The sequence below is a fragment of the Microbacterium sp. genome (assembly GCF_047607225.1).
Classification (GTDB): Bacteria; Actinomycetota; Actinomycetes; order Actinomycetales; family Microbacteriaceae; genus Microbacterium.
This window is the reverse complement of sequence record NZ_JASGDO010000057.1, coordinates 54,153-71,714: the sequence shown is the minus strand read 5'-3', so window position 1 is coordinate 71,714 and position 17,562 is coordinate 54,153. Positions and strand designations below refer to the sequence as shown.

Annotated in this window: 18 protein-coding genes; 2 read left to right on the top strand and 16 right to left on the bottom strand. The window is 66.8% G+C overall.

Annotation, left to right across the window (positions count from 1 at the left end):
• Positions 1 to 2 precede the first annotated feature (2 nt).
• The 5 genes from QM591_RS11585 to QM591_RS11565 form a co-directional block, all read right to left on the bottom strand.
• Positions 3 to 437: a cytochrome c oxidase subunit 4 gene (locus tag QM591_RS11585; protein ID WP_415132550.1), complete on the bottom strand. Its 435-nt coding sequence runs from the start codon at positions 435 to 437 to the stop codon at positions 3 to 5.
• Positions 438 to 2,201 carry a cytochrome c oxidase subunit I gene (gene ctaD, locus QM591_RS11580; RefSeq protein WP_415132549.1) on the bottom strand — a complete coding sequence of 588 codons (1,764 nt, stop codon included), beginning with the start codon at positions 2,199 to 2,201 and terminating at the stop codon, positions 438 to 440.
• Positions 2,201 to 3,100 carry a cytochrome c oxidase subunit II gene (gene coxB / locus QM591_RS11575; protein WP_415132563.1) on the bottom strand — a complete coding sequence of 300 codons (900 nt, stop codon included), beginning with the start codon at positions 3,098 to 3,100 and terminating at the stop codon, positions 2,201 to 2,203. Before coxB ends, ctaD begins: the two co-directional genes overlap by 1 nt.
• A 115-nt stretch (positions 3,101 to 3,215) precedes the next feature.
• Positions 3,216 to 3,584 (bottom strand): iron-sulfur cluster insertion protein ErpA, encoded by a 369-nt coding sequence (gene erpA, locus QM591_RS11570; protein WP_067159526.1) that lies wholly within the window; start codon positions 3,582 to 3,584, stop codon positions 3,216 to 3,218.
• A gap of 123 nt (positions 3,585 to 3,707) precedes the next feature.
• Positions 3,708 to 5,102 (bottom strand): dipeptidase, encoded by a 1,395-nt coding sequence (locus QM591_RS11565; protein ID WP_415132548.1) that lies wholly within the window; start codon positions 5,100 to 5,102, stop codon positions 3,708 to 3,710.
• 48 nt (positions 5,103 to 5,150) lie between these two features.
• On the opposite strand from QM591_RS11565, the gene QM591_RS11560 reads away from it, so the two are divergent.
• The gene (locus QM591_RS11560) at positions 5,151 to 5,717 is read left to right on the top strand and encodes a DUF3043 domain-containing protein (protein ID WP_067159519.1); all 567 of its coding nucleotides are present in this window, start codon (positions 5,151 to 5,153) and stop codon (positions 5,715 to 5,717) included.
• A 21-nt stretch (positions 5,718 to 5,738) separates the two neighbouring features.
• On the opposite strand, the gene QM591_RS11555 is transcribed toward QM591_RS11560, so the two are convergent.
• The 5 genes from QM591_RS11555 to dnaE all read right to left on the bottom strand — a co-directional run bounded on the left by QM591_RS11555 (position 5,739) and on the right by dnaE (position 13,176).
• The gene (locus QM591_RS11555; RefSeq protein WP_415132547.1) at positions 5,739 to 6,782 is read right to left on the bottom strand and encodes a quinone-dependent dihydroorotate dehydrogenase; all 1,044 of its coding nucleotides are present in this window, start codon (positions 6,780 to 6,782) and stop codon (positions 5,739 to 5,741) included.
• Positions 6,783 to 6,849: 67 nt separating this feature from the next.
• Complete coding sequence (nrdR, locus tag QM591_RS11550; protein ID WP_415132546.1) at positions 6,850 to 7,320, bottom strand: transcriptional regulator NrdR; 471 nt, start codon at positions 7,318 to 7,320, stop codon at positions 6,850 to 6,852.
• A 9-nt stretch (positions 7,321 to 7,329) separates the two neighbouring features.
• The gene (gene hisD, locus QM591_RS11545; RefSeq protein ID WP_415132545.1) at positions 7,330 to 8,643 is read right to left on the bottom strand and encodes a histidinol dehydrogenase; all 1,314 of its coding nucleotides are present in this window, start codon (positions 8,641 to 8,643) and stop codon (positions 7,330 to 7,332) included.
• A gap of 45 nt (positions 8,644 to 8,688) precedes the next feature.
• Positions 8,689 to 9,645 carry a hypothetical protein gene (locus QM591_RS11540; protein WP_415132544.1) on the bottom strand — a complete coding sequence of 319 codons (957 nt, stop codon included), beginning with the start codon at positions 9,643 to 9,645 and terminating at the stop codon, positions 8,689 to 8,691.
• Positions 9,646 to 9,705: 60 nt separating this feature from the next.
• Positions 9,706 to 13,176 (bottom strand): DNA polymerase III subunit alpha, encoded by a 3,471-nt coding sequence (gene dnaE, locus QM591_RS11535; protein WP_415132562.1) that lies wholly within the window; start codon positions 13,174 to 13,176, stop codon positions 9,706 to 9,708.
• Between the two features lie 171 nt (positions 13,177 to 13,347).
• Here dnaE and QM591_RS11530 point away from each other — a divergent pair, with 171 nt between their 5' ends.
• Positions 13,348 to 13,821 carry an NUDIX hydrolase gene (locus QM591_RS11530; protein ID WP_415132543.1) on the top strand — a complete coding sequence of 158 codons (474 nt, stop codon included), beginning with the start codon at positions 13,348 to 13,350 and terminating at the stop codon, positions 13,819 to 13,821.
• 40 nt (positions 13,822 to 13,861) lie between these two features.
• On the opposite strand, the gene QM591_RS11525 is transcribed toward QM591_RS11530, so the two are convergent.
• From QM591_RS11525 to QM591_RS11500, 6 genes are all read right to left on the bottom strand, one after another.
• A complete protein-coding gene (locus QM591_RS11525; protein ID WP_415132542.1) occupies positions 13,862 to 14,488 on the bottom strand; it encodes a GNAT family N-acetyltransferase in 627 nt (208 codons plus the stop codon).
• 49 nt (positions 14,489 to 14,537) lie between these two features.
• Positions 14,538 to 15,458, bottom strand: a complete 921-nt coding sequence (locus tag QM591_RS11520; RefSeq protein WP_415132541.1) for an RluA family pseudouridine synthase — start codon at positions 15,456 to 15,458, stop codon at positions 14,538 to 14,540.
• A gap of 1 nt (position 15,459) precedes the next feature.
• A complete protein-coding gene (gene lspA / locus QM591_RS11515) occupies positions 15,460 to 16,056 on the bottom strand; it encodes a signal peptidase II (protein WP_415132540.1) in 597 nt (198 codons plus the stop codon).
• A gap of 10 nt (positions 16,057 to 16,066) precedes the next feature.
• Positions 16,067 to 16,678 (bottom strand): DivIVA domain-containing protein, encoded by a 612-nt coding sequence (locus QM591_RS11510; protein WP_415132539.1) that lies wholly within the window; start codon positions 16,676 to 16,678, stop codon positions 16,067 to 16,069.
• A gap of 120 nt (positions 16,679 to 16,798) precedes the next feature.
• The gene (locus QM591_RS11505) at positions 16,799 to 17,101 is read right to left on the bottom strand and encodes a YggT family protein (RefSeq protein WP_415132538.1); all 303 of its coding nucleotides are present in this window, start codon (positions 17,099 to 17,101) and stop codon (positions 16,799 to 16,801) included.
• Between the two features lie 2 nt (positions 17,102 to 17,103).
• Entirely contained in the window at positions 17,104 to 17,562 is a 459-nt protein-coding gene (locus QM591_RS11500) for a cell division protein SepF (protein ID WP_067159494.1), read from the bottom strand.

Below are 17,562 nucleotides of genomic sequence, written 5' to 3'. Positions count from 1 at the left end.
GATCAGCGAGCGAAGTAACCGCGGTAGTACTCGTAGACCCAGCCGACGATCGCCACGACGAACACGGCGACACCGATCGGCAGGAGGAACGTTCCCACCGCGAGTCCGACGATCGCCAGCGCTGCGGAGAAGGCGAGCACGAGCGGCCACCACGACCAGGGGCTGAACTCACCGAGCTCGGGATCGCCGTCGTCGATGTCCGATGTGAGCACATCTTCGGGGAGCTCGCCACCCTGTGCCTTGTGCACGCGGTCGACGTAGAACGCGATCATCGCGGACATGAAGACGGTGAACAGCAGCGCGGTGGAGCCGACCCACTCGATGGCGTTGTACCACGGCACCTGGGAGTGCTCGATGATGTTCCAGCCGGTGTAGACCACCGTGATCAGCAGGAAGAAGACGCCGAGGACCCACCAGAGGTTGACGTTGGTCTTCACTTACTTCACCTCTCCCTCGGCGAGGTCGACGACCGGGGCATCGGGCGCATCCTTCGCCGGACCGACGCCGACCGGCAGTCCTGCCTCGGGATGATTGAGGTCGAACGCCGGACGCTCGCTGCGGATACGCGGGATCGACGTGAAGTTGTGCCGCGGCGGCGGGCAGCTTGTCGCCCACTCCAGCGAGCCGCCGTAGCCCCACGGATCGTTCACGGTCACCTTCGGGGCCTTGCGTGCGGTGAGCCACACGTTGAGGAAGAACGGAATCATCGAGGCGCCGAGGATCATCGCTCCCACGGTGGAGATCTGGTTACCCAGGGTCCATCCGTCCGCAGCCGAGTAGTCGGCGTAACGACGGACCATGCCGTCGACACCCAGCCAGTGCTGGATCAGGAACGTCATGTGGAATCCGATGAACAGCATCCAGAAGTGGACCATACCGAGACGCTCGTTGAGCATCCGTCCCGTCCACTTGGGCCACCAGAAGTAGAAGCCGGCGAACATCGCGAACACCACGGTGCCGAAGACGACGTAGTGGAAGTGGGCGACAACGAAGTACGAGTCCGAGGTGTGGAAGGTCAGCGGCGGCGAGGCCAGGATGACGCCGGTCAGACCACCGAAGACGAACGACACGAGGAACCCGAGCGTGAACACCATGGGCGTCTCGAAGGTCACCGAGCCACGCCACATCGTGCCGATCCAGTTGAAGATCTTCACGCCCGTCGGTACCGCGATCAGCATCGTCATGAACGCGAAGAACGGCAACAGCACGGCGCCGGTGACGTACATGTGGTGCGCCCAGACGGAGACCGAGAGCGCAGCGATCGCGATCGTCGCGTACACCAGCGTCTTGTACCCGAAGATCGGCTTGCGGCTGAACACCGGCAGGATCTCGGAGACGATGCCGAAGAACGGCAGCGCGATGATGTAGACCTCAGGGTGACCGAAGAACCAGAAGAGGTGCTGCCACAGGAGCACTCCCCCGTTGGCAGGGTCATAGATGTGGGCGCCGAGCACGCGATCGGCGGCGGCAGCGAAGATCGCCGCCGCGAGCACAGGGAACGCCATCAGGATCAGGATGCTCGTGACGAGCGTGTTCCACGAGAAGATCGGCAGACGCCACATCGTCATTCCGGGTGCACGCATCGTGATGATCGTCGTGATGAAGTTCACGGCACCGAGGATGGTTCCGAAACCGCTCATTCCGAGGCCGAGCATCCACAGGTTCCCGCCGGCGCCCGGCGAGAAGCTGGCATTGGCCAGCGGCTGGTACGCGAACCAGCCGAACGCGGCCGCGCCCTGAGGTGTCAGGAAGCCGGCGATCGCGATCAGGGATCCGAAGATGAACAGCCACAGCGCGAACGCGTTCAGCCGCGGGAAGGCGACGTCGGGAGCTCCGAGCTGAAGCGGCAGGATCGCGTTGGCGAAGCCCGCGAACAGCGGTGTCGCGAACATCAGCAGCATGATCGTGCCGTGCATCGTGAACAGCTGGTTGTACTGCTCCTTGGTCGGGAGGACCTGCATGCCCGGCTCGAAGAGCTCTGCACGGATGATCAGGGCCATCACGCCACCGAGCAGGAAGAACAGCACGGAGGCGATCAGGTACATGTACCCGATCGTCTTGTGGTCGGTCGACGTGATCCACTTGACGATCACGTTGCCCTTCTGCTCGACCCGGGACGAGCTCAACAGAGCCGCCTGACGCGGGGGCAAGGTGGTCGGACGGCTGAGCGTCTCACCCTGGGGCGGAAGCGTCGTCGCCATCAGTGGTCTCCCTCGGACTCGGAGTTCCCGCTCGTACCGGGAAGGTTCTGGAGGCGGTCGTAGGCGTCGTTGATGTCGCCCGTCTGCCCGGCCTCACGCAGCGATGCCAGATAGGCGTCGTACTCGGCCTGCTCGACGACCTTGACCTTGAACAGCATCATCGAGTGGTACTGGCCGCAGAGCTCGGCGCACTTGCCGTCGTACTCGCCGACGCGGGTCGGCGTGAAGGACCAGTAGTTGTCCTTGCCGATGTACATGTCCTTCTTGTAGAGGAAGTCGATGATCCAGAAGGAGTGGATGACGTCGCGCGAGACGAGCTTGAGCTTCACTTCCTTGTCGACCGGAAGGTACAAGGTCGGCAGTTCGCTGGTGACGTCGCCCTTCTCGTTGGTCTGCGCCTGGACGCCCATGGTCCAGACCGCGTCGGACGCGTCTTCGCAGTCGCTCCCCGTGTACTGGAAGTCCCACGCCCACTGCTTTCCGATGGCGGTGATGCAGGCGTCGGGGTTCTCGTACTGGTCCTCGAGGATCGCCTGGTCGCGGGCGGTGAAGGCGAAGAAACCGACGACGAGGATCAGCGGCACGATCGTGTAGAAGATCTCGATCGGCATGTTGTAGCGCATCTGCACGGGAAGACCCGACTGACCCCGGCGCCGGCGGTAGGCGATCGCCGCGAAGGCCATGAGCGCCCACGTGATGACACCGACGACCAGGAGCACGATCCACGAGTTGACCCACAGGCCCGAGACCATCTGCGTGTGGTTCGTCGCCTGGGTTCCGTCGTCGGTGAAGCCGGGGAGGTACCCGTTCAGCTCGGTCGGCGTGCAGGCCGCGAGGGCGATCGCCGAAGCGACTCCCAGCGGGATTGCGGCCCAGCGGAGGCGACGTTTGACGCGCACGGTGCACCTTTCGGGGTCATGAAGGTCGAACATCAGCCAGTCTAGGGCAACCTCCCACGCGATTCAGGCCATCCGCCCAGGATGTCCCGACTCTCGGAGGGGGCGCCGCGCGCGATCAGTGGAAGCTGTCGCCGCACGCGCAGCTGCCCGCCGCGTTGGGGTTGTCGATCGTGAACCCCTGCTCCGAGATCGTGTCCTTGAAGTCGATGGTCGCGCCCTCCAGATAGGGCACCGACATGTCGTCGACGATGACCTCGACGCCGTCGAAATCGACCGCCTTGTCGCCGTCGAGGAAGCGCTCGTCGAAATAGAGCTGGTAGATGAGTCCGGAGCATCCGCCCGGCTGGACGGCGACGCGAAGACGCAGATCGTCGCGGTTCTCCTGGTGCAGCAGGTTCTTGACCTTCGCGGCCGCGGCGTCGGTCAGCGCGACTCCGTGCGCGGGGGCCGTGTCGGATGCGGTGGTCGTGGCGATGTCGGTCATGGCTCTCCCGATGGTCGGGCCGTCAGTGCCTTTGAGAGGCGGGGACGGCGGGATGACTCGATTCTACGCGGCCCGGTCCTTGCGAGGCCCGAGCGACGCCGATCACCCCTGGGCGCCGGCCTCTCAGAGCGTGGTCGACTCGAGCCCCTCCAGGAGGAGCGCTTCGGACACGAGCGCGTGGCGGAAGGTGTCGATGTGGAGCGACTCGTTGGGGCTGTGTGCGCGGGCGTGCGGGTCCTCGACCCCGGTGACCAGGATCTGCGCGCCGGGGAACTCCCGCACGAGATCCGCGATGAAGGGGATGGAACCACCGACGCCGATGTCGACCGGGGAGACGCCGTACCCCTCGGCGAGGGCCTCACGGGCCTGCGCGACCGCCCATCCGCTCGTGTCGACGAGGAAGGCATCACCGAGATCGACGTCGTGGAAGGAGACCTCGGCGCCGAACGGAGCGTTCTTCGTGAGGTGCGCCTGCACGGCCGCGAACGCGTCCTCCGCCCGCTGCCCCGGCGCGACACGCACACTGATCACGACCGACAACTCCGGGGTGAGCGTGTTGGAGGCGTTGCGGACGGAGGGGAAGTCGATCCCCGTGACCGTGACGGATGGCTTGTTCCAGATGCGGCTGAGGATCGTCCCCCGTCCGATCGGACTCACGCCGTCGGGGATCCCGGCCTCGTCGCGCAGCGTGGCCTCGTCGTATTCGGGCGTGTCCGCGTCGCGCTCGTGAAGGCCCGCGACGGCGACGGCGCCGTCGTCGTCCCAGATCGTGGCGAGGAGCTTGACGGTGGCGAGCATCGCGTCGGGCACTGCTCCCCCGAACATTCCGGAGTGCGATGCATGGTCCAGGGTCTTCACGTGCATGCGGAATCGCGCGTTGCCGCGCAACGACACCGTCACGGCGGGTGTGGCGGCATCCCAGTTGCCGGAGTCGGCGACGACGATCACGTCGGCGCGGAGGGCGTCGGCGTTGTCGGCCAGGAACTGAGCGAACGACCCGGAGCCGGCCTCCTCCTCCCCCTCGATGAAGAGGTTGATGCCGAGGTCGAAGTCCGTTCCGACGGCATCGATGAAGGCGCGGAGCGCACCGACGTGCGCCATGACTCCGGCCTTGTCATCGGCGGCGCCCCGACCGTAGATGCGGCCATTGCGCACCGTCGGCTCGAACGCCGGGGACTCCCAGAGCTCTTCGTCACCGATCGGCTGCACATCGTGGTGGGCATAGAGGAGGATCGTCGGACGACCGTTGCGCGCACGTCGCGTGGCGAGGACGGCGGGCATCCCTTCCTCGCCGGTCGCTGCCACGCGCGCGGTCTTCACCTCGACCGTGTCGAAGATACCGATGCCCTCGACGAGCGTCTTGACCGCCTCGGCCGAACGCTCGACCTCGGCGCGCTCGAACCCGGGGAAGGCGACCGACGGAATCCGCACGAGCGCACCCAAATCGGCGAGGGCAGAGGGGACGGCAGCGTCGGCAGCGGAGCGCACGCGCTCACGCCGGGAGAGTTCGGAGGTCATACGGGTAATCTTAGAAGGCACACTCTCCACCGAACCGAGGTTGCTCCCGTGGCCAAGACTCCCGCCGCTCCCACGCCCGACACCGAGCCCAGCGCTCCCGCAGGGCCCGGCAAGAACCGCCCGACCCCGACGCGGGCCGAGCGGGAGGCCGCACGCAAGCGTCCTCTCGTCGCTGACACGAAGGAGGCGCGCGCCCGAGCGAAGTCCGAGCTCGCCGCCCAGCGCGAGAAGGCCCGAATCGGGATGGCCAACGGAGACGAGCGCTATCTGCCCGTCCGAGACAAAGGACCGCAGCGCCGGTTCGTGCGCGACTTCGTCGACGCCGGCTGGCACATCGGAGAGCTCGTGATGCCGCTGATGATCGTCGTGATCCTGTTGAGCCTCATCCCCAACCCGGCGATCGTCTACTACGGGTTCATCGGGCTGTGGGTGTTCATCCTCTTCGTCATCGGCGACATGATCATCACCGGAACGCGCGTGAAGAAGCTCGGGACGCAGAAGTGGGGCGACCGACGCGAGAAGGGCCTGGGCTGGTACGCGGCGATGCGCACGATCCAGATGCGCTTCATGCGTCTGCCGAAGCCTCAGGTCCGCCGCGGAGAGCGACCGGCCTGATCCGGACGGTCGCCAGCAGCCCTATCGCGTGGCGGCGACGTTGCGTTGCCGGCGAAGTCCGCGATTGATCTGACGCGCCCACAGCGGGCCGCGATAGATGAAGCCGGTGTAGCCCTGAACGAGGTCTGCGCCGGCGTCGAGACGCTCCTGCACGTCGCTGGCCGTCTCCACTCCTCCCGCAGCGATGATGCAGAAGTCCTCGGGGACGACCGACCGCACCCGCCGCAGTACCTCGAGGGCGCGGGCGCGAAGCGGAGGGCCGGACAGTCCTCCGGCGCCGGCGCGCTCGACGACGGCCGGATCGGTCTCCAGTCCGTCGCGCGAAATGGTCGTGTTCGTCGCGATCAGTCCCGCCAGCCCCAGCTCCGCCGCGAGCCGGGCGATCGACTCGACCTCATCGTCCGAGAGGTCCGGCGCGATCTTCACGAGCAGCGGCGTGGCAGCGGCGGCATCACGCACGGCGGACAGCAAGGGCCGCAGCGTCTCGACGGCCTGAAGCCCCCGCAGTCCCGGGGTGTTCGGAGAGGAGACGTTGACGACCAGGTAGTCGGCGAGAGCGGCCACGAGGGCGGTGCTCGCGACGTAGTCCGCGGTCGCTGCGTCGACGTCGACGACTCGGCTCTTGCCGATGTTGACGCCGATCACGGGACGCCTCCGGCGGCGGCGGAGCCGTTCGAGCCGGACGGCGACGGCGGCGGCCCCGTCGTTGTTGAACCCCATCCTGTTGATGAGCGCCCGGTCGGGAATCAAGCGGAACAGCCGCGGACGAGGGTTCCCCTCCTGCGCGATGGCCGTGATCGTGCCGATCTCGACGTGTCCGAAGCCCAATGCACGCAACCCGGTCACCGCCACCGCGTTCTTGTCGAACCCTGCGGCGACACCGAACGGGGAGTCGAAGGTCAGTCCCAGCGCGTGGGTCTGAAGAGCGGGATCGGGACGCGTGATCGTGCGCACGACCGGAGCGACCGGCCACACACCGAAAGCACGGATCACCGGCATGACGAGGTGGTGAGCCCTCTCGGGATCCATGTGGGCGAAGACGGTACGGAAGATGAAGGGATACATCGGCTCTCAGCCTAGGCCTCGCGCCCGCCGCGAACGGACAGACGTGGGCCGGGACAAACGCTGGTGCTCACTCCCGAGGCGACCGTGCACGCACGTGGTCCGCGCGGAGTTGCGCGATCGACGACTCGAAATCCTCGAGGGAGTCGAACGCCTGATAGACGCTCGCGAACCGGAGGTAGGCGACCTCGTCGAGCTCCCGCAGCGGCCCGAGGATGGCCAGGCCGATCTCGTTCGTGTCGATCTGCGACGAGCCGGTCTGTCGGACCGCCTCCTCGACCGCTTGCGCGAGCACCGCGAGATCCGAGTCGGTGACCGGGCGACCCTGGCAGGCCTTGCGGACCCCCGACATCACCTTCTCACGGCTGAACGGCTCGATCACACCGGAGCGCTTGATGACGTTGAGGCTCGCGGTCTCGATGGTCGAGAAGCGGCCTCCGCACTCCGGGCACTGGCGACGACGGCGAATGCTCAGGCCATCGTCGCTCGTTCGGGAGTCGATCACGCGGGAATCGGGATGACGACAGAACGGGCAATGCATGAGTTCAGCCTACGGCGCGCTCGCCGCGTCGAAGCGCGTCGTCACAGCGGCACCGTGCGCCGGCAATGCCTCCGCGGTCGACAGGGCGACGATGTCGTCCTGCACCTGTGCGAGCGCGTCGCGGTCGTAGGCGATGACCTGCTGGGGACGCAGGAAGGTCGATGCCGAGAGACCCGACGCATAGCGCGCCTGTCCCCCCGTCGGGAGCACATGATTGCTCCCGGCCAGATAGTCGCCGAGGCTGACCGGCGAGTGATCACCGACGAAGACCGCTCCGGCGTTGACGAAATCATCGACACGAGGGTCCCTCAGGTGCAGCTCGAGGTGCTCGGGAGCGTACGCATTGCTGAAGGCGGTCGCGGTGGCGAGGTCGTCGACGAGGACGATCGCCGACTGCGGACCGACGAGTGCCTGGCTGACACGCTCTCGGTGCTCGGTGCCCGTCGCCAACGCCTCCACCTCGACGGCGACAGCGTGAGCCAGTTCTTCCGACGCGGTCACGAGCACCGCCGCGGCCTGCTCATCGTGCTCGGCCTGGCTGACGAGGTCGGCGGCGACCCACCGCGGTTGAGCGCTGTCATCAGCGACGATGAGGATCTCGGTGGCCCCCGCCTCCGAGTCGGTGCCGACGCGACCGGCCACCACGCGCTTGGCGAGTGCGACGAAGTTGTTGCCCGGCCCGGAGATCACATCCACCGGCGCGAGTCCGATGCCGTCGACGCCGTAGGCGTATGCACCGATCGCGCCCGCGCCTCCCATGGCGTAGACCTCCGTCACCTCGAGCAGCCGCGCGGCGGCGAGGATGACAGGGTGCACGCGACCACCGTGATCCCGCTGCGGCGGGGAGGCGAGCGCGACCTCGGCGACCCCCGCGACGTGGGCGGGAACGACGTTCATCACGACGCTGGACGGGTAGACCGCCTTGCCACCCGGCACGTACACCCCGACGCGCTGGACGGGACGCCAGCGCTGTTCCACCCGCGCGCCGGGCGCGATCTCGGTGACGACCGGTGGCGGCACCTGCGCCTCGGAAGCTCGGCGGACGCGAGCGATCGCTTCCTCGAGTGCGCGTCGCACGTCGAGGTCGAGGTCCGCCAGCGCCTCGTCGAGGTGCGCCTGCGGCACCCGGATGGCGTGCCCGGTGACGCCATCAAAGCGCTCGGCCTGCTCTCGCAGCGCCGCCTCGCCGCGTCCGGCCACATCGTGGACGATACGGGCGGCCGTGGCGAAGGCCTCGTCCCGCGCCGCAGCGGCGCGAGGAACGGCGGCACTCAGATCGGTCGGCGTGAGAACGCGACCGCGCAGATCGATCGTGCGGAGCATCGTTCCAGCGTAGCGGCGCGACGAGACAGGACGCGCCCGCGGGCGTCAGCCGCGCGTCACACCAGACACGTCGGTGAGGACTCCCACGCGCCCGTCTTCGTGCCGGATGACGAAGCTCGAGCCACGGTCTTCGATCACCAGCGCCCACGCGGTCGGTCCGACGGTGAAGATCGGGAGTCCGTCTTCGTCCACGACCTCGCGCTCCTCAGGGGCAAGGGCCCAGAACGCCTGGCTGGCCGGTGGAGCGGTCTCGACCGCGCCCGTGTCTGTCTGGGGCGCGAACGCGTCGTACGACGCATGCGATTCTGCGCTGGCCACATCGGCGACCACCGGGGCCACGATCCGCTGCTGCGCCGGCCGCGGGACGACCGCGCGGACGGGCCGAGCGTTCCTGTGGGCAGGCACCTCGGTTCGCTGGTGGAAGTCCTGGTCGAAGGGGCGGATGAACGGGGCCAGAACGGTCAGGAAGACCCCCGCCGTCATCAGGAAGAACTCGACCCAGACGACCCAGCTGCTCAGCCAGACACCGGTCTGAATGCCCCGCGTGATATTGGTCCACAGGATGCCCAGCCACACGACGGCCGAGACCGAGAAGGCAACGGAGGCGAACTGATCGACCGCCAGCGAGCCGACTCGACGAATCCCATCCGGCGAGAAGCGCCGCAGGACGATGAGGAACACCGCGACCGTGGGCACGCCGATCGTCAGGATCCAGTCGATCCCCGAGCTCCAGACCGAGCCGAACGGCAACGCGACCGAGGACAGGCCGGTGTCGACCCACACGGAGAAGAACGAGAAGATGAACGCGAGTGCCCAGACGCCCAGCAGGACGACCTCCCGCAGTGAGAAGGGTCCAACTCCATAGATAGGCTCTGACTCCGAGTCCGTGGTCGTCGACGTGTCGTCGACGCCGAGATCCTGATCCGGGTCGGACGCGACGGGCTCGTCGATGCGGTCGCCGGCTTCGTCTTCGTGTCGGGGGGAGGTGTGCTCGTCGCTCACGACATGGTCCTCTCGGGGGTCGACTGTTCGGTCCAGGAGATCCTACTCGGGGTGTGCTGCTCAGCCGAGGCACTGCGGGCCGAGGAGACCCTTGAGCTCGCCGTAGAGGTCCACCGTCACCGAGACGGGGTGCGGCACTTCGAACACCTTTGCCGTGCTCCCCTTGTGCAGCTTGAGCGTGACCTCCGTGGTGCCGGGGTGGCGTCCGAGGACCTCCGCCAACTGGGAGATCGTCGTCTCGGTCGCGCGGTGCTCCGGCATCATCAGGATCAACGGTCCGGACTCGTCGACTGCGCCGAGATCGGGGACGAAGGCAGACTGTCCGTGGAGATTCAATCCGTCGTCGCGGCGCGACACGCGACCCCGAACGACGAGGATCGCGTCGGACTGCAGCAGCGACTGGAACTCCGTGTAGGTCTTGCCCATGAACATCACGGTGACCTCGCCGTCGAAGTCCTCGACGGTGATCATGCCGTACGGATTTCCGCTCTGTTTCGCCACGCGGTGCTGCACGCTGGTGACCAGACCCGCCACCGTCACCTGGTCTCCGTCGTTGACGTCGTCCGATGACAAAAGGTCGTGGATCGAGGTGCTGGCGTGCTTCGCCAGGGGGATCTCCAGACCCGCCAAGGGGTGATCGGATACGTAGAGACCGAGCATCTCGCGCTCGAAGGCGAGCTTGTCCTTCTTCGTCCATTCGGGACGCTCCGGCACCTTCTGGACCTGTTGCGGCTCGTCGTCGCCCCACAGGCTGTCGAAGTCGAACCCGACCTCCCCGTTGGCCTCTCGGCGCTTGTCGAGCACTGCCTGCTCGGTCGCGTCCTCGTGGATCTCGATGAGCGCACGGCGGGTCGCGCCGAGCGAATCGAAAGCGCCGGCCTTGATGAGCGACTCCACGGTGCGCTTGTTCGTGACGTGAGGGGGAACCCGGGCGAGGAAGTCGTGGAAGCTGCTGTAAGGCGCCTCGGCGCGCGCCGCGACGATGCCATCGACGACGTTGGCGCCGACGTTTCGAACCGCGCCCAGGCCGAAACGGATGTCCTCGCCGACGGCGGCGAAGAAGCGGATCGACTCACTGACGTCGGGCGGCAGCACCCGGATTCCCATGCGGCGGCACTCGTTGAGGTAGACCGCCATCTTGTCCTTGGAATCGCCGACGCTCGTCAGGAGCGCAGCCATGTACTCCGCCGGGTAGTGCGCTTTGAGGTACGCGGTCCAGTAAGACACGAGACCGTACGCCGCGGAGTGCGCTTTGTTGAAGGCGTAGTCCGAGAACGGCAGCAGGATCTCCCACAGCTTGGCCACGGCTTCATCCGAGTAGCCGTTGGCTCGCATCCCGGCCTGGAAGCCCTCGAACTGTTTGTCGAGCTCCGACTTCTTCTTCTTGCCCATCGCGCGGCGGAGGATGTCTGCCTGTCCCAGGCTGAAGCCGGCGACCCGTTGCGCGATCGCCATCACCTGCTCCTGATAGATGATGAGCCCGTAGCTGGTGTCGAGGATGTCGGCGAGGGACTCCTCGAACTCTTTGTGGATGGGCGTGATCTCCTGGAGGCCGTTCTTGCGGAGGGCGTAGTTGGTGTGGGAGTTGGCCCCCATGGGTCCCGGGCGGTACAGCGCGATGACGGCGGAGATGTCCTCGAAGTTGTCGGGCCTCATCAGTCGCAGGAGCGACCGCATCGGCCCGCCGTCGAGCTGGAACACGCCCAGCGTGTCACCGCGGGCGAGGAGGTCGTAGGAGGCCTTGTCATCCAGCGTGAGATCTTCGAGGACCAGCTCCTCGCCACGGTTGGCTCGGATGTTGTCGAGGGCGTCATCGATGATCGTGAGGTTGCGCAGCCCCAGGAAGTCCATCTTGATGAGGCCCAGCGCTTCACATGACGGGTAGTCGAACTGCGTGACGATCTGGCCGTCCTGCTCCCGCTTCATGATCGGGATGATGTCGATGAGCGGCTCGCTCGACATGATCACGCCGGCGGCGTGGACGCCCCACTGCCGCTTGAGGTTCTCCAGCCCGACCGCGGTGTCGAAGACGGTCTTGGCCTCGGGGTCGGTCTCGATGACCGCGCGGAACTCGCTGGCCTCTTTGTAGCGCGGGTGCTGAGGATCGAACATCCCCCCGAGAGGCATGTCCTTGCCCATGACCGCCGGAGGCATCGCCTTGGTGAGCTTCTCCCCCATGCTGAAGGGGAACCCCAGGACACGACCGGCGTCTTTGAGTGCCTGCTTCGCCTTGATCGTGCCGTAGGTGACGATCTGCGCGACGCGCTCGTCACCGTACTTCTCGGTCACATACTGGATGACTTCGCCACGGCGACGGTCGTCGAAGTCGACGTCGAAGTCGGGCATGGAGACGCGGTCGGGGTTGAGGAAGCGCTCGAAGATCAGACCGTGCTGGAGCGGGTCGAGGTCGGTGATGCGCATGGCGTACGCCGCCATGGAACCGGCCCCCGAACCACGCCCGGGGCCGACGCGGATGCCGTGGTCCTTGGCCCAGTTGATGAAGTCGGCGACCACGAGGAAGTAGCCCGGGAACCCCATCTGCACGATGACGCTCGTCTCGTACTCCGCCTGTTTGCGCACCTCGTCGGGGATCCCCGCGGGATACCGGTACTCGAGGCCCTTCTCGACCTCCTTGATGAACCAACTCTCCTCGGTCTCGCCGTCGGGAACCGGGTAGCGCGGCATGTAGTTCGCGGAGGTGTTGAACTCGACCTCGCAGCGTTCGGCGATCAGCAGAGTGGAGTCGCACGCCTCGGGGTGGTCGCGGAAGACCTGACGCATCTCCGCGGGCGACTTCACGTAATAGCCATCGCCGTCGAACTTGAAGCGCTTGGGGTCGTCGAGGGTCGAGCCCGACTGCACGCACAACAGGGCCGCATGACTGGTCGCGTCGTGCTGGTGCGTGTAGTGGAGGTCGTTGGTGGCGACGAGCGGGATGGAGAGGTCCTTCGAGATGCGGAGCAGGTCACTCATCACGCGACGCTCGATCGACAGCCCGTGGTCCATGATCTCGGCGAAGTAGTTGTCCTTGCCGAAGATGTCTTGGAACTCGGCGGCCGCTGCTCGCGCGGCATCGTACTGACCGAGCCGCAGCCGCGTCTGAATCTCGCCGGAGGGGCATCCCGTCGTGGCGATCAATCCTTCGCTGTAGGTCTGCAGGAGCTCACGGTCCATGCGGGGCTTGAAGTAGTACCCCTCGATCGACGCCTTCGAGCTCAGCCGGAAGAGATTGTGCATCCCCGTCGTGGACTCCGACAACAGCGTCATGTGCGTGTACGCGCCCGAGCCCGACACGTCGTCGTCGCTTTGGTCCGGACCGCCCCACCGCACTCGCGACTTGTCGCTGCGGTGCGTCCCGGGCGTGACATACGCCTCGATCCCGATGATGGGCTTGATGCCGGCGTCCTTGGCGGCGCGGTAGAACTCGAAGGCCGCGAAGGTGTTGCCATGGTCGGTGACGGCGATGGCCGGCATTCCCAGCCGCACAGCCTCTTGGACCATCGATCCGATGCGCGCGGCCCCGTCGAGCATCGAGTACTCGCTGTGAACGTGCAGGTGAACGAAGGAGTCGGATGCCACGTACCGAGTCTACGAAGAGCGTCCGACAACGCGGCCGATCGGGCGCGGTGGCCGTCGAGCTCGCCTTACCTTCGAGTTGACGGTGAAGGTTGGCGAGCGCCGGCTCGGCCTACGCTGTTGTCCATGACCACCCCCGACTTCGTCCTGTCCCTGCGCGAGAAAGTCGGTCACGCTCCCTTGCCGCTCGTCGGCGTCACCGCGGTGGTGTTCAAAGATGAGAAGGTGCTCCTCGGTCGCCGTGCCGACAACGGCGCCTGGCAGTGCGTCTCCGGGATCGTCGAGCCGGGCGAAGAGCCCGCCGACACCGCCGTGCGCGAATGCCGCGAGGAAGCCGGTGTCGACGTACGGGCGACGCGTCTCGCGCTGGTCCAGCAGCTGCCCCGGGTGACGTACGCCAACGGCGACCACGTGGACTACCTAGACCTCGTGTTCCGATGCGACTGGGTGTCGGGTGAGCCTCATCCCGCCGATGGAGAGCTGACCGACGTCGGGTGGTATGGGCTCGGCGAGTTGGTCGAGGTCGACCAGCAGCACGTACGCAAGATCGCCCTGGCGATCGCCGAAGACGATCCCGCTTCGTTCCACGGTGGCCGTTGACCGGTGATCGGTCGGGCACTCTCGTCTGCCGACGACCTCGTCACGTCAGCGAGAGACGCATGACCACGCGCGGAAAGCCGTTCAGCACCGAGGTCGTCTCCGCCACGGCCTGAAAGCCGGCCTTCTCGAAGAGCGCGCGCGTGCCGACGTACGCCATCGTGAGGTCGACCCTGCTCCCGTGGTTGTCGACCGGGTACCCCTCGATCGCCGGCGCACCCTGGGCACGGGCGTAGTCCACAGCCCCCGCGAGGAGATCGTGAGAGATGCCCTTCCCTCGCCATCCGGGTCGCACGCGGATGCACCACACGCTCCACACATCGAGGTCATCGACGTGTGGGATGCGACGATTCGTCGCGAAGCTCGTGTCGGCTCGCCGATGCACGGCGGCCCATCCGACGACCTCGTCGGCCGCGTACGCGAGGACTCCCGGCGGGCCCTCCCTCAGAAGCTCTCGAACCCGGTCGCCGCGCGCGGCACCCCGTAGTTGCCGATTCTCCTTGTTCGGGATCCGATAGCTCAGACACCAGCAGACGTTGGAAGTGGGCTTCTTCGGGCCGACCAAGGTCGCGATGTCGTCGAAGCGCTCTGCCGGCCGCACGACGATGCCCGATCCCTGCGCTGCCGAGGCGCCGACAGCGCCACCTGTCACCTCGCCGCATTCCTCCATGTCGGCATCCTCCCGCGGGCCACCGACATCGCGGCCGGGTCGTCGAGCGTCAGTCTCCGCGCAGGGTCTCCAAGGCATGGGCGAGATCTGCGGGATAGTCGGAGACGAATGACACCCACTCCCCCGTTGCGGGGTGGTGGAACGAGAGCTCTCGCGCGTGCAGCCACTGGCGAGTGAGCCCGAGTCGCGCCGACAGGGTCGGATCCGAGCCGTAGAGCGGGTCACCGACACACGGGTGCCGATGCGCCGCCATGTGCACCCGGATCTGGTGCGTGCGCCCGGTCTCGAGGTGGATCTCCAGAAGCGAGGCCCCGGGGAACGCCTCCAGCGTCTCGTAGTGGGTCACCGACTCCTTGCCATCGGGGACGACCGCGAACTTCCAAGAATGCGACGGATGCCGCCCGATCGGAGCGTCGATCGTGCCGGCCAGCGGATCGGGGTGGCCCTGAACGACGGCGTGGTAGATCTTGTCCACCTCGCGTTCCTTGAAGGCCCGCTTGAGCGCCGTGTACGCGGTCTCGCTCTTGGCGACGACCATGAGCCCGCTCGTGCCGACGTCGAGACGATGGACGATGCCCTGTCGCTCCGCGGCGCCGGTCGTCGCGATCCGGAAGCCCGCCGCCGACAGCGCACCCAGCACCGTCGGTCCTTCCCATCCGACCGAGGGATGTGCGGCAACTCCCGCGGGCTTGTCCACGACGACGAAGTCGTCATCGTCGTATGTGATTCCCAGGTCGGGCACCGCGGTGGGAACGACGACGGGATCCCGACGCTCGGTCCACTCCACCTCGAGCCACGAACCCGCGCGGAGCCGGTCGGACTTGCCCACCGCGTGGCCATCCATCACGACGCCACCCTGCTCGGCGACCTCGGCTGCGAAAGTGCGCGAAAATCCGAGCATCTTGGCCAGCGCAGCGTCGACGCGCGAGCCGTCGAGGCCGTCGGGAACCGGCAGCGATCGTGCAGGCACGTCAGTCCCGATCGCTGCCGGCGTCGACCGACTCACCGGCGACGACGTCGTCGTCCGTGGCGCGCCTGGTACGCACCTCACGGGTGCCGTCCAGTCGCAGTCCGACGAGAACGAGAACGGCGACGCCGATCATCATCGTCACGATGAACATGTCGGCCACGTTGTAGATCGCGGGCATCATCCAGGGAGTGTGGATGAAGTCGATGACGTGCCCGACGGGGAATCCAGGCTCTCGTACGATCCTGTCGGTGAGGTTGCCGAGGATGCCGCCGAGGAGAAGTCCCAACACGACGGACCACCAGCGCGAGCGAACGCGTGTGACGGCGAGCACCACGATCGCCACGGCGGCGGCCGCCAGCACGATCGTGAAGACCCACGTGACCTCCTCACCGAGTGAGAAGGCCGCTCCGGGGTTACGCGTGAGGTAGAACTGCAGGAAGTCTCCCCACACCCGCACGGGCTCCTGGTACGGAAGGTCGCGCAGAGCGGTGTTCTTGGACAACTGATCGGCGGCCAGCACCAGCACCGCGAGAAGAGCGATGGTGATGCCGGCCGCCGCAGCACGACCCTGGGAGGGTCGGAGATCGGGGACCGTCAAAGGGCGCGGCCTAGTGACCGGCGGACGAGACGGGCGTCGCACCCGAGGACGAGCCGGCCACGTCGAGATCGCGCAGCTTCTCCTCGATGAAGCCGCGGAGCTGCGAGCGGTAGTCCCGCTCGAACTGACGGAGCTCGCTGATGCGCGTCTCGAGCGTCGTGCGCTCGCTCTCCAGGCGCGCCATCTCGTCGCGGCCCTTGGCCTCGGCCTCGGCGACGATCGCCGCAGCCTGGGCCTGAGCCTCCGAGATGAGCTTGTCGCGCTGAGCCTGACCCTCGGCGACGTGCTCGTCGTGCAGACGCTGAGCGAGTTCGATGATGCCGGCAGAGGCCGCTGCCGGAGCGGACTCCGAAGCGGGGGCCTCGGCCACGGGAGCGGGGGCAGGAGCAGGCACCTCCTCGACGACGGGCGCCTCCTCGGCGACGGGAGCGGCCTGCGTCGGCGCTGCGCCCGACTCGTAGGCGGCGAGCTTGGCCTTCAGCTCCTCGTTCTCGGCGATCGTCTTGCGCCATTCGACGACGATCTCATCGAGGAAGTCGTCCACCTCGTCGGGGTCGAACCCCTCCTTGAAACGGACGTGCTGGAACTGCTTGGTGACGACGTCTTCAGGAGTCAGAGCCATAGTGTTTCCTCTTTCAAAGCTTCACGACGGGGCCGTATGCGGGCGACCCGCGGTCGGCGAGCCGTACCCGAACAGCATAGTCCGGGACCTCCCACGGTGCGAAGAAGGCCGGGTGGGTGCTCACGCACGCATGAGCACCCCGGTGATCGACAGCAACACGAAGCAGCAGAGCATCGTGAGGGGGAATCCGAGGTCGAGGGCCACGGGGCCGAGCCGCAGTGGCGGTACGAGTCTGCGAAAGAACTTCACGGGCGGATCGGTCACGGTGTACACGATCTCGGCGAGGACGAGCACGAATCCCCGCGGGCGCCATTCCCGGTTGAACAGGGGAATGTACTCGAAGATGACGCGCGCGAGGAGCGTGAGGATGTAGATGACCAGCAGCGTGTTGGCGATGCCGGCGACGAGGCGGACGACCTCCACGACTACGGGACGAAGGGCGCCGATTCGGGATCGGCCTGAGCCACCGCTCCCTCACCGGACACCGCGATGTTCTCGGGCGAGAGGAGGAAGACCTTGCTGGTGACGCGCTCGATGCGCCCGAAGAGCCCCAGCGACAGACCACTGGCGAAGTCGACGAGCCGCCGAGCGTCGGCGTCGCTCATCTGCGAGAGATTGATGATGACCGGCACGCCGTCCCGGAATGCCTCCGCGATGCCCTGAGCGTCACGGTACTGCTTGGGATGCACGGTGAGGATCTCGCTGACGGTGCCGGCGGCCGGCTGTCGAACGACCGCGGGGCGGTGGATCGGAGTCACCGGAGCGGTCTTCTCGACAGGCTTGTCTCGCCGCGGCGCGGGCGTTGCCGCAGCCGGCTCGTCATAGACCTCTTCCTCGTCGGCGAGGCCCAGGTACACCATGGTCTTCTTGAGCGGGTTCGACAT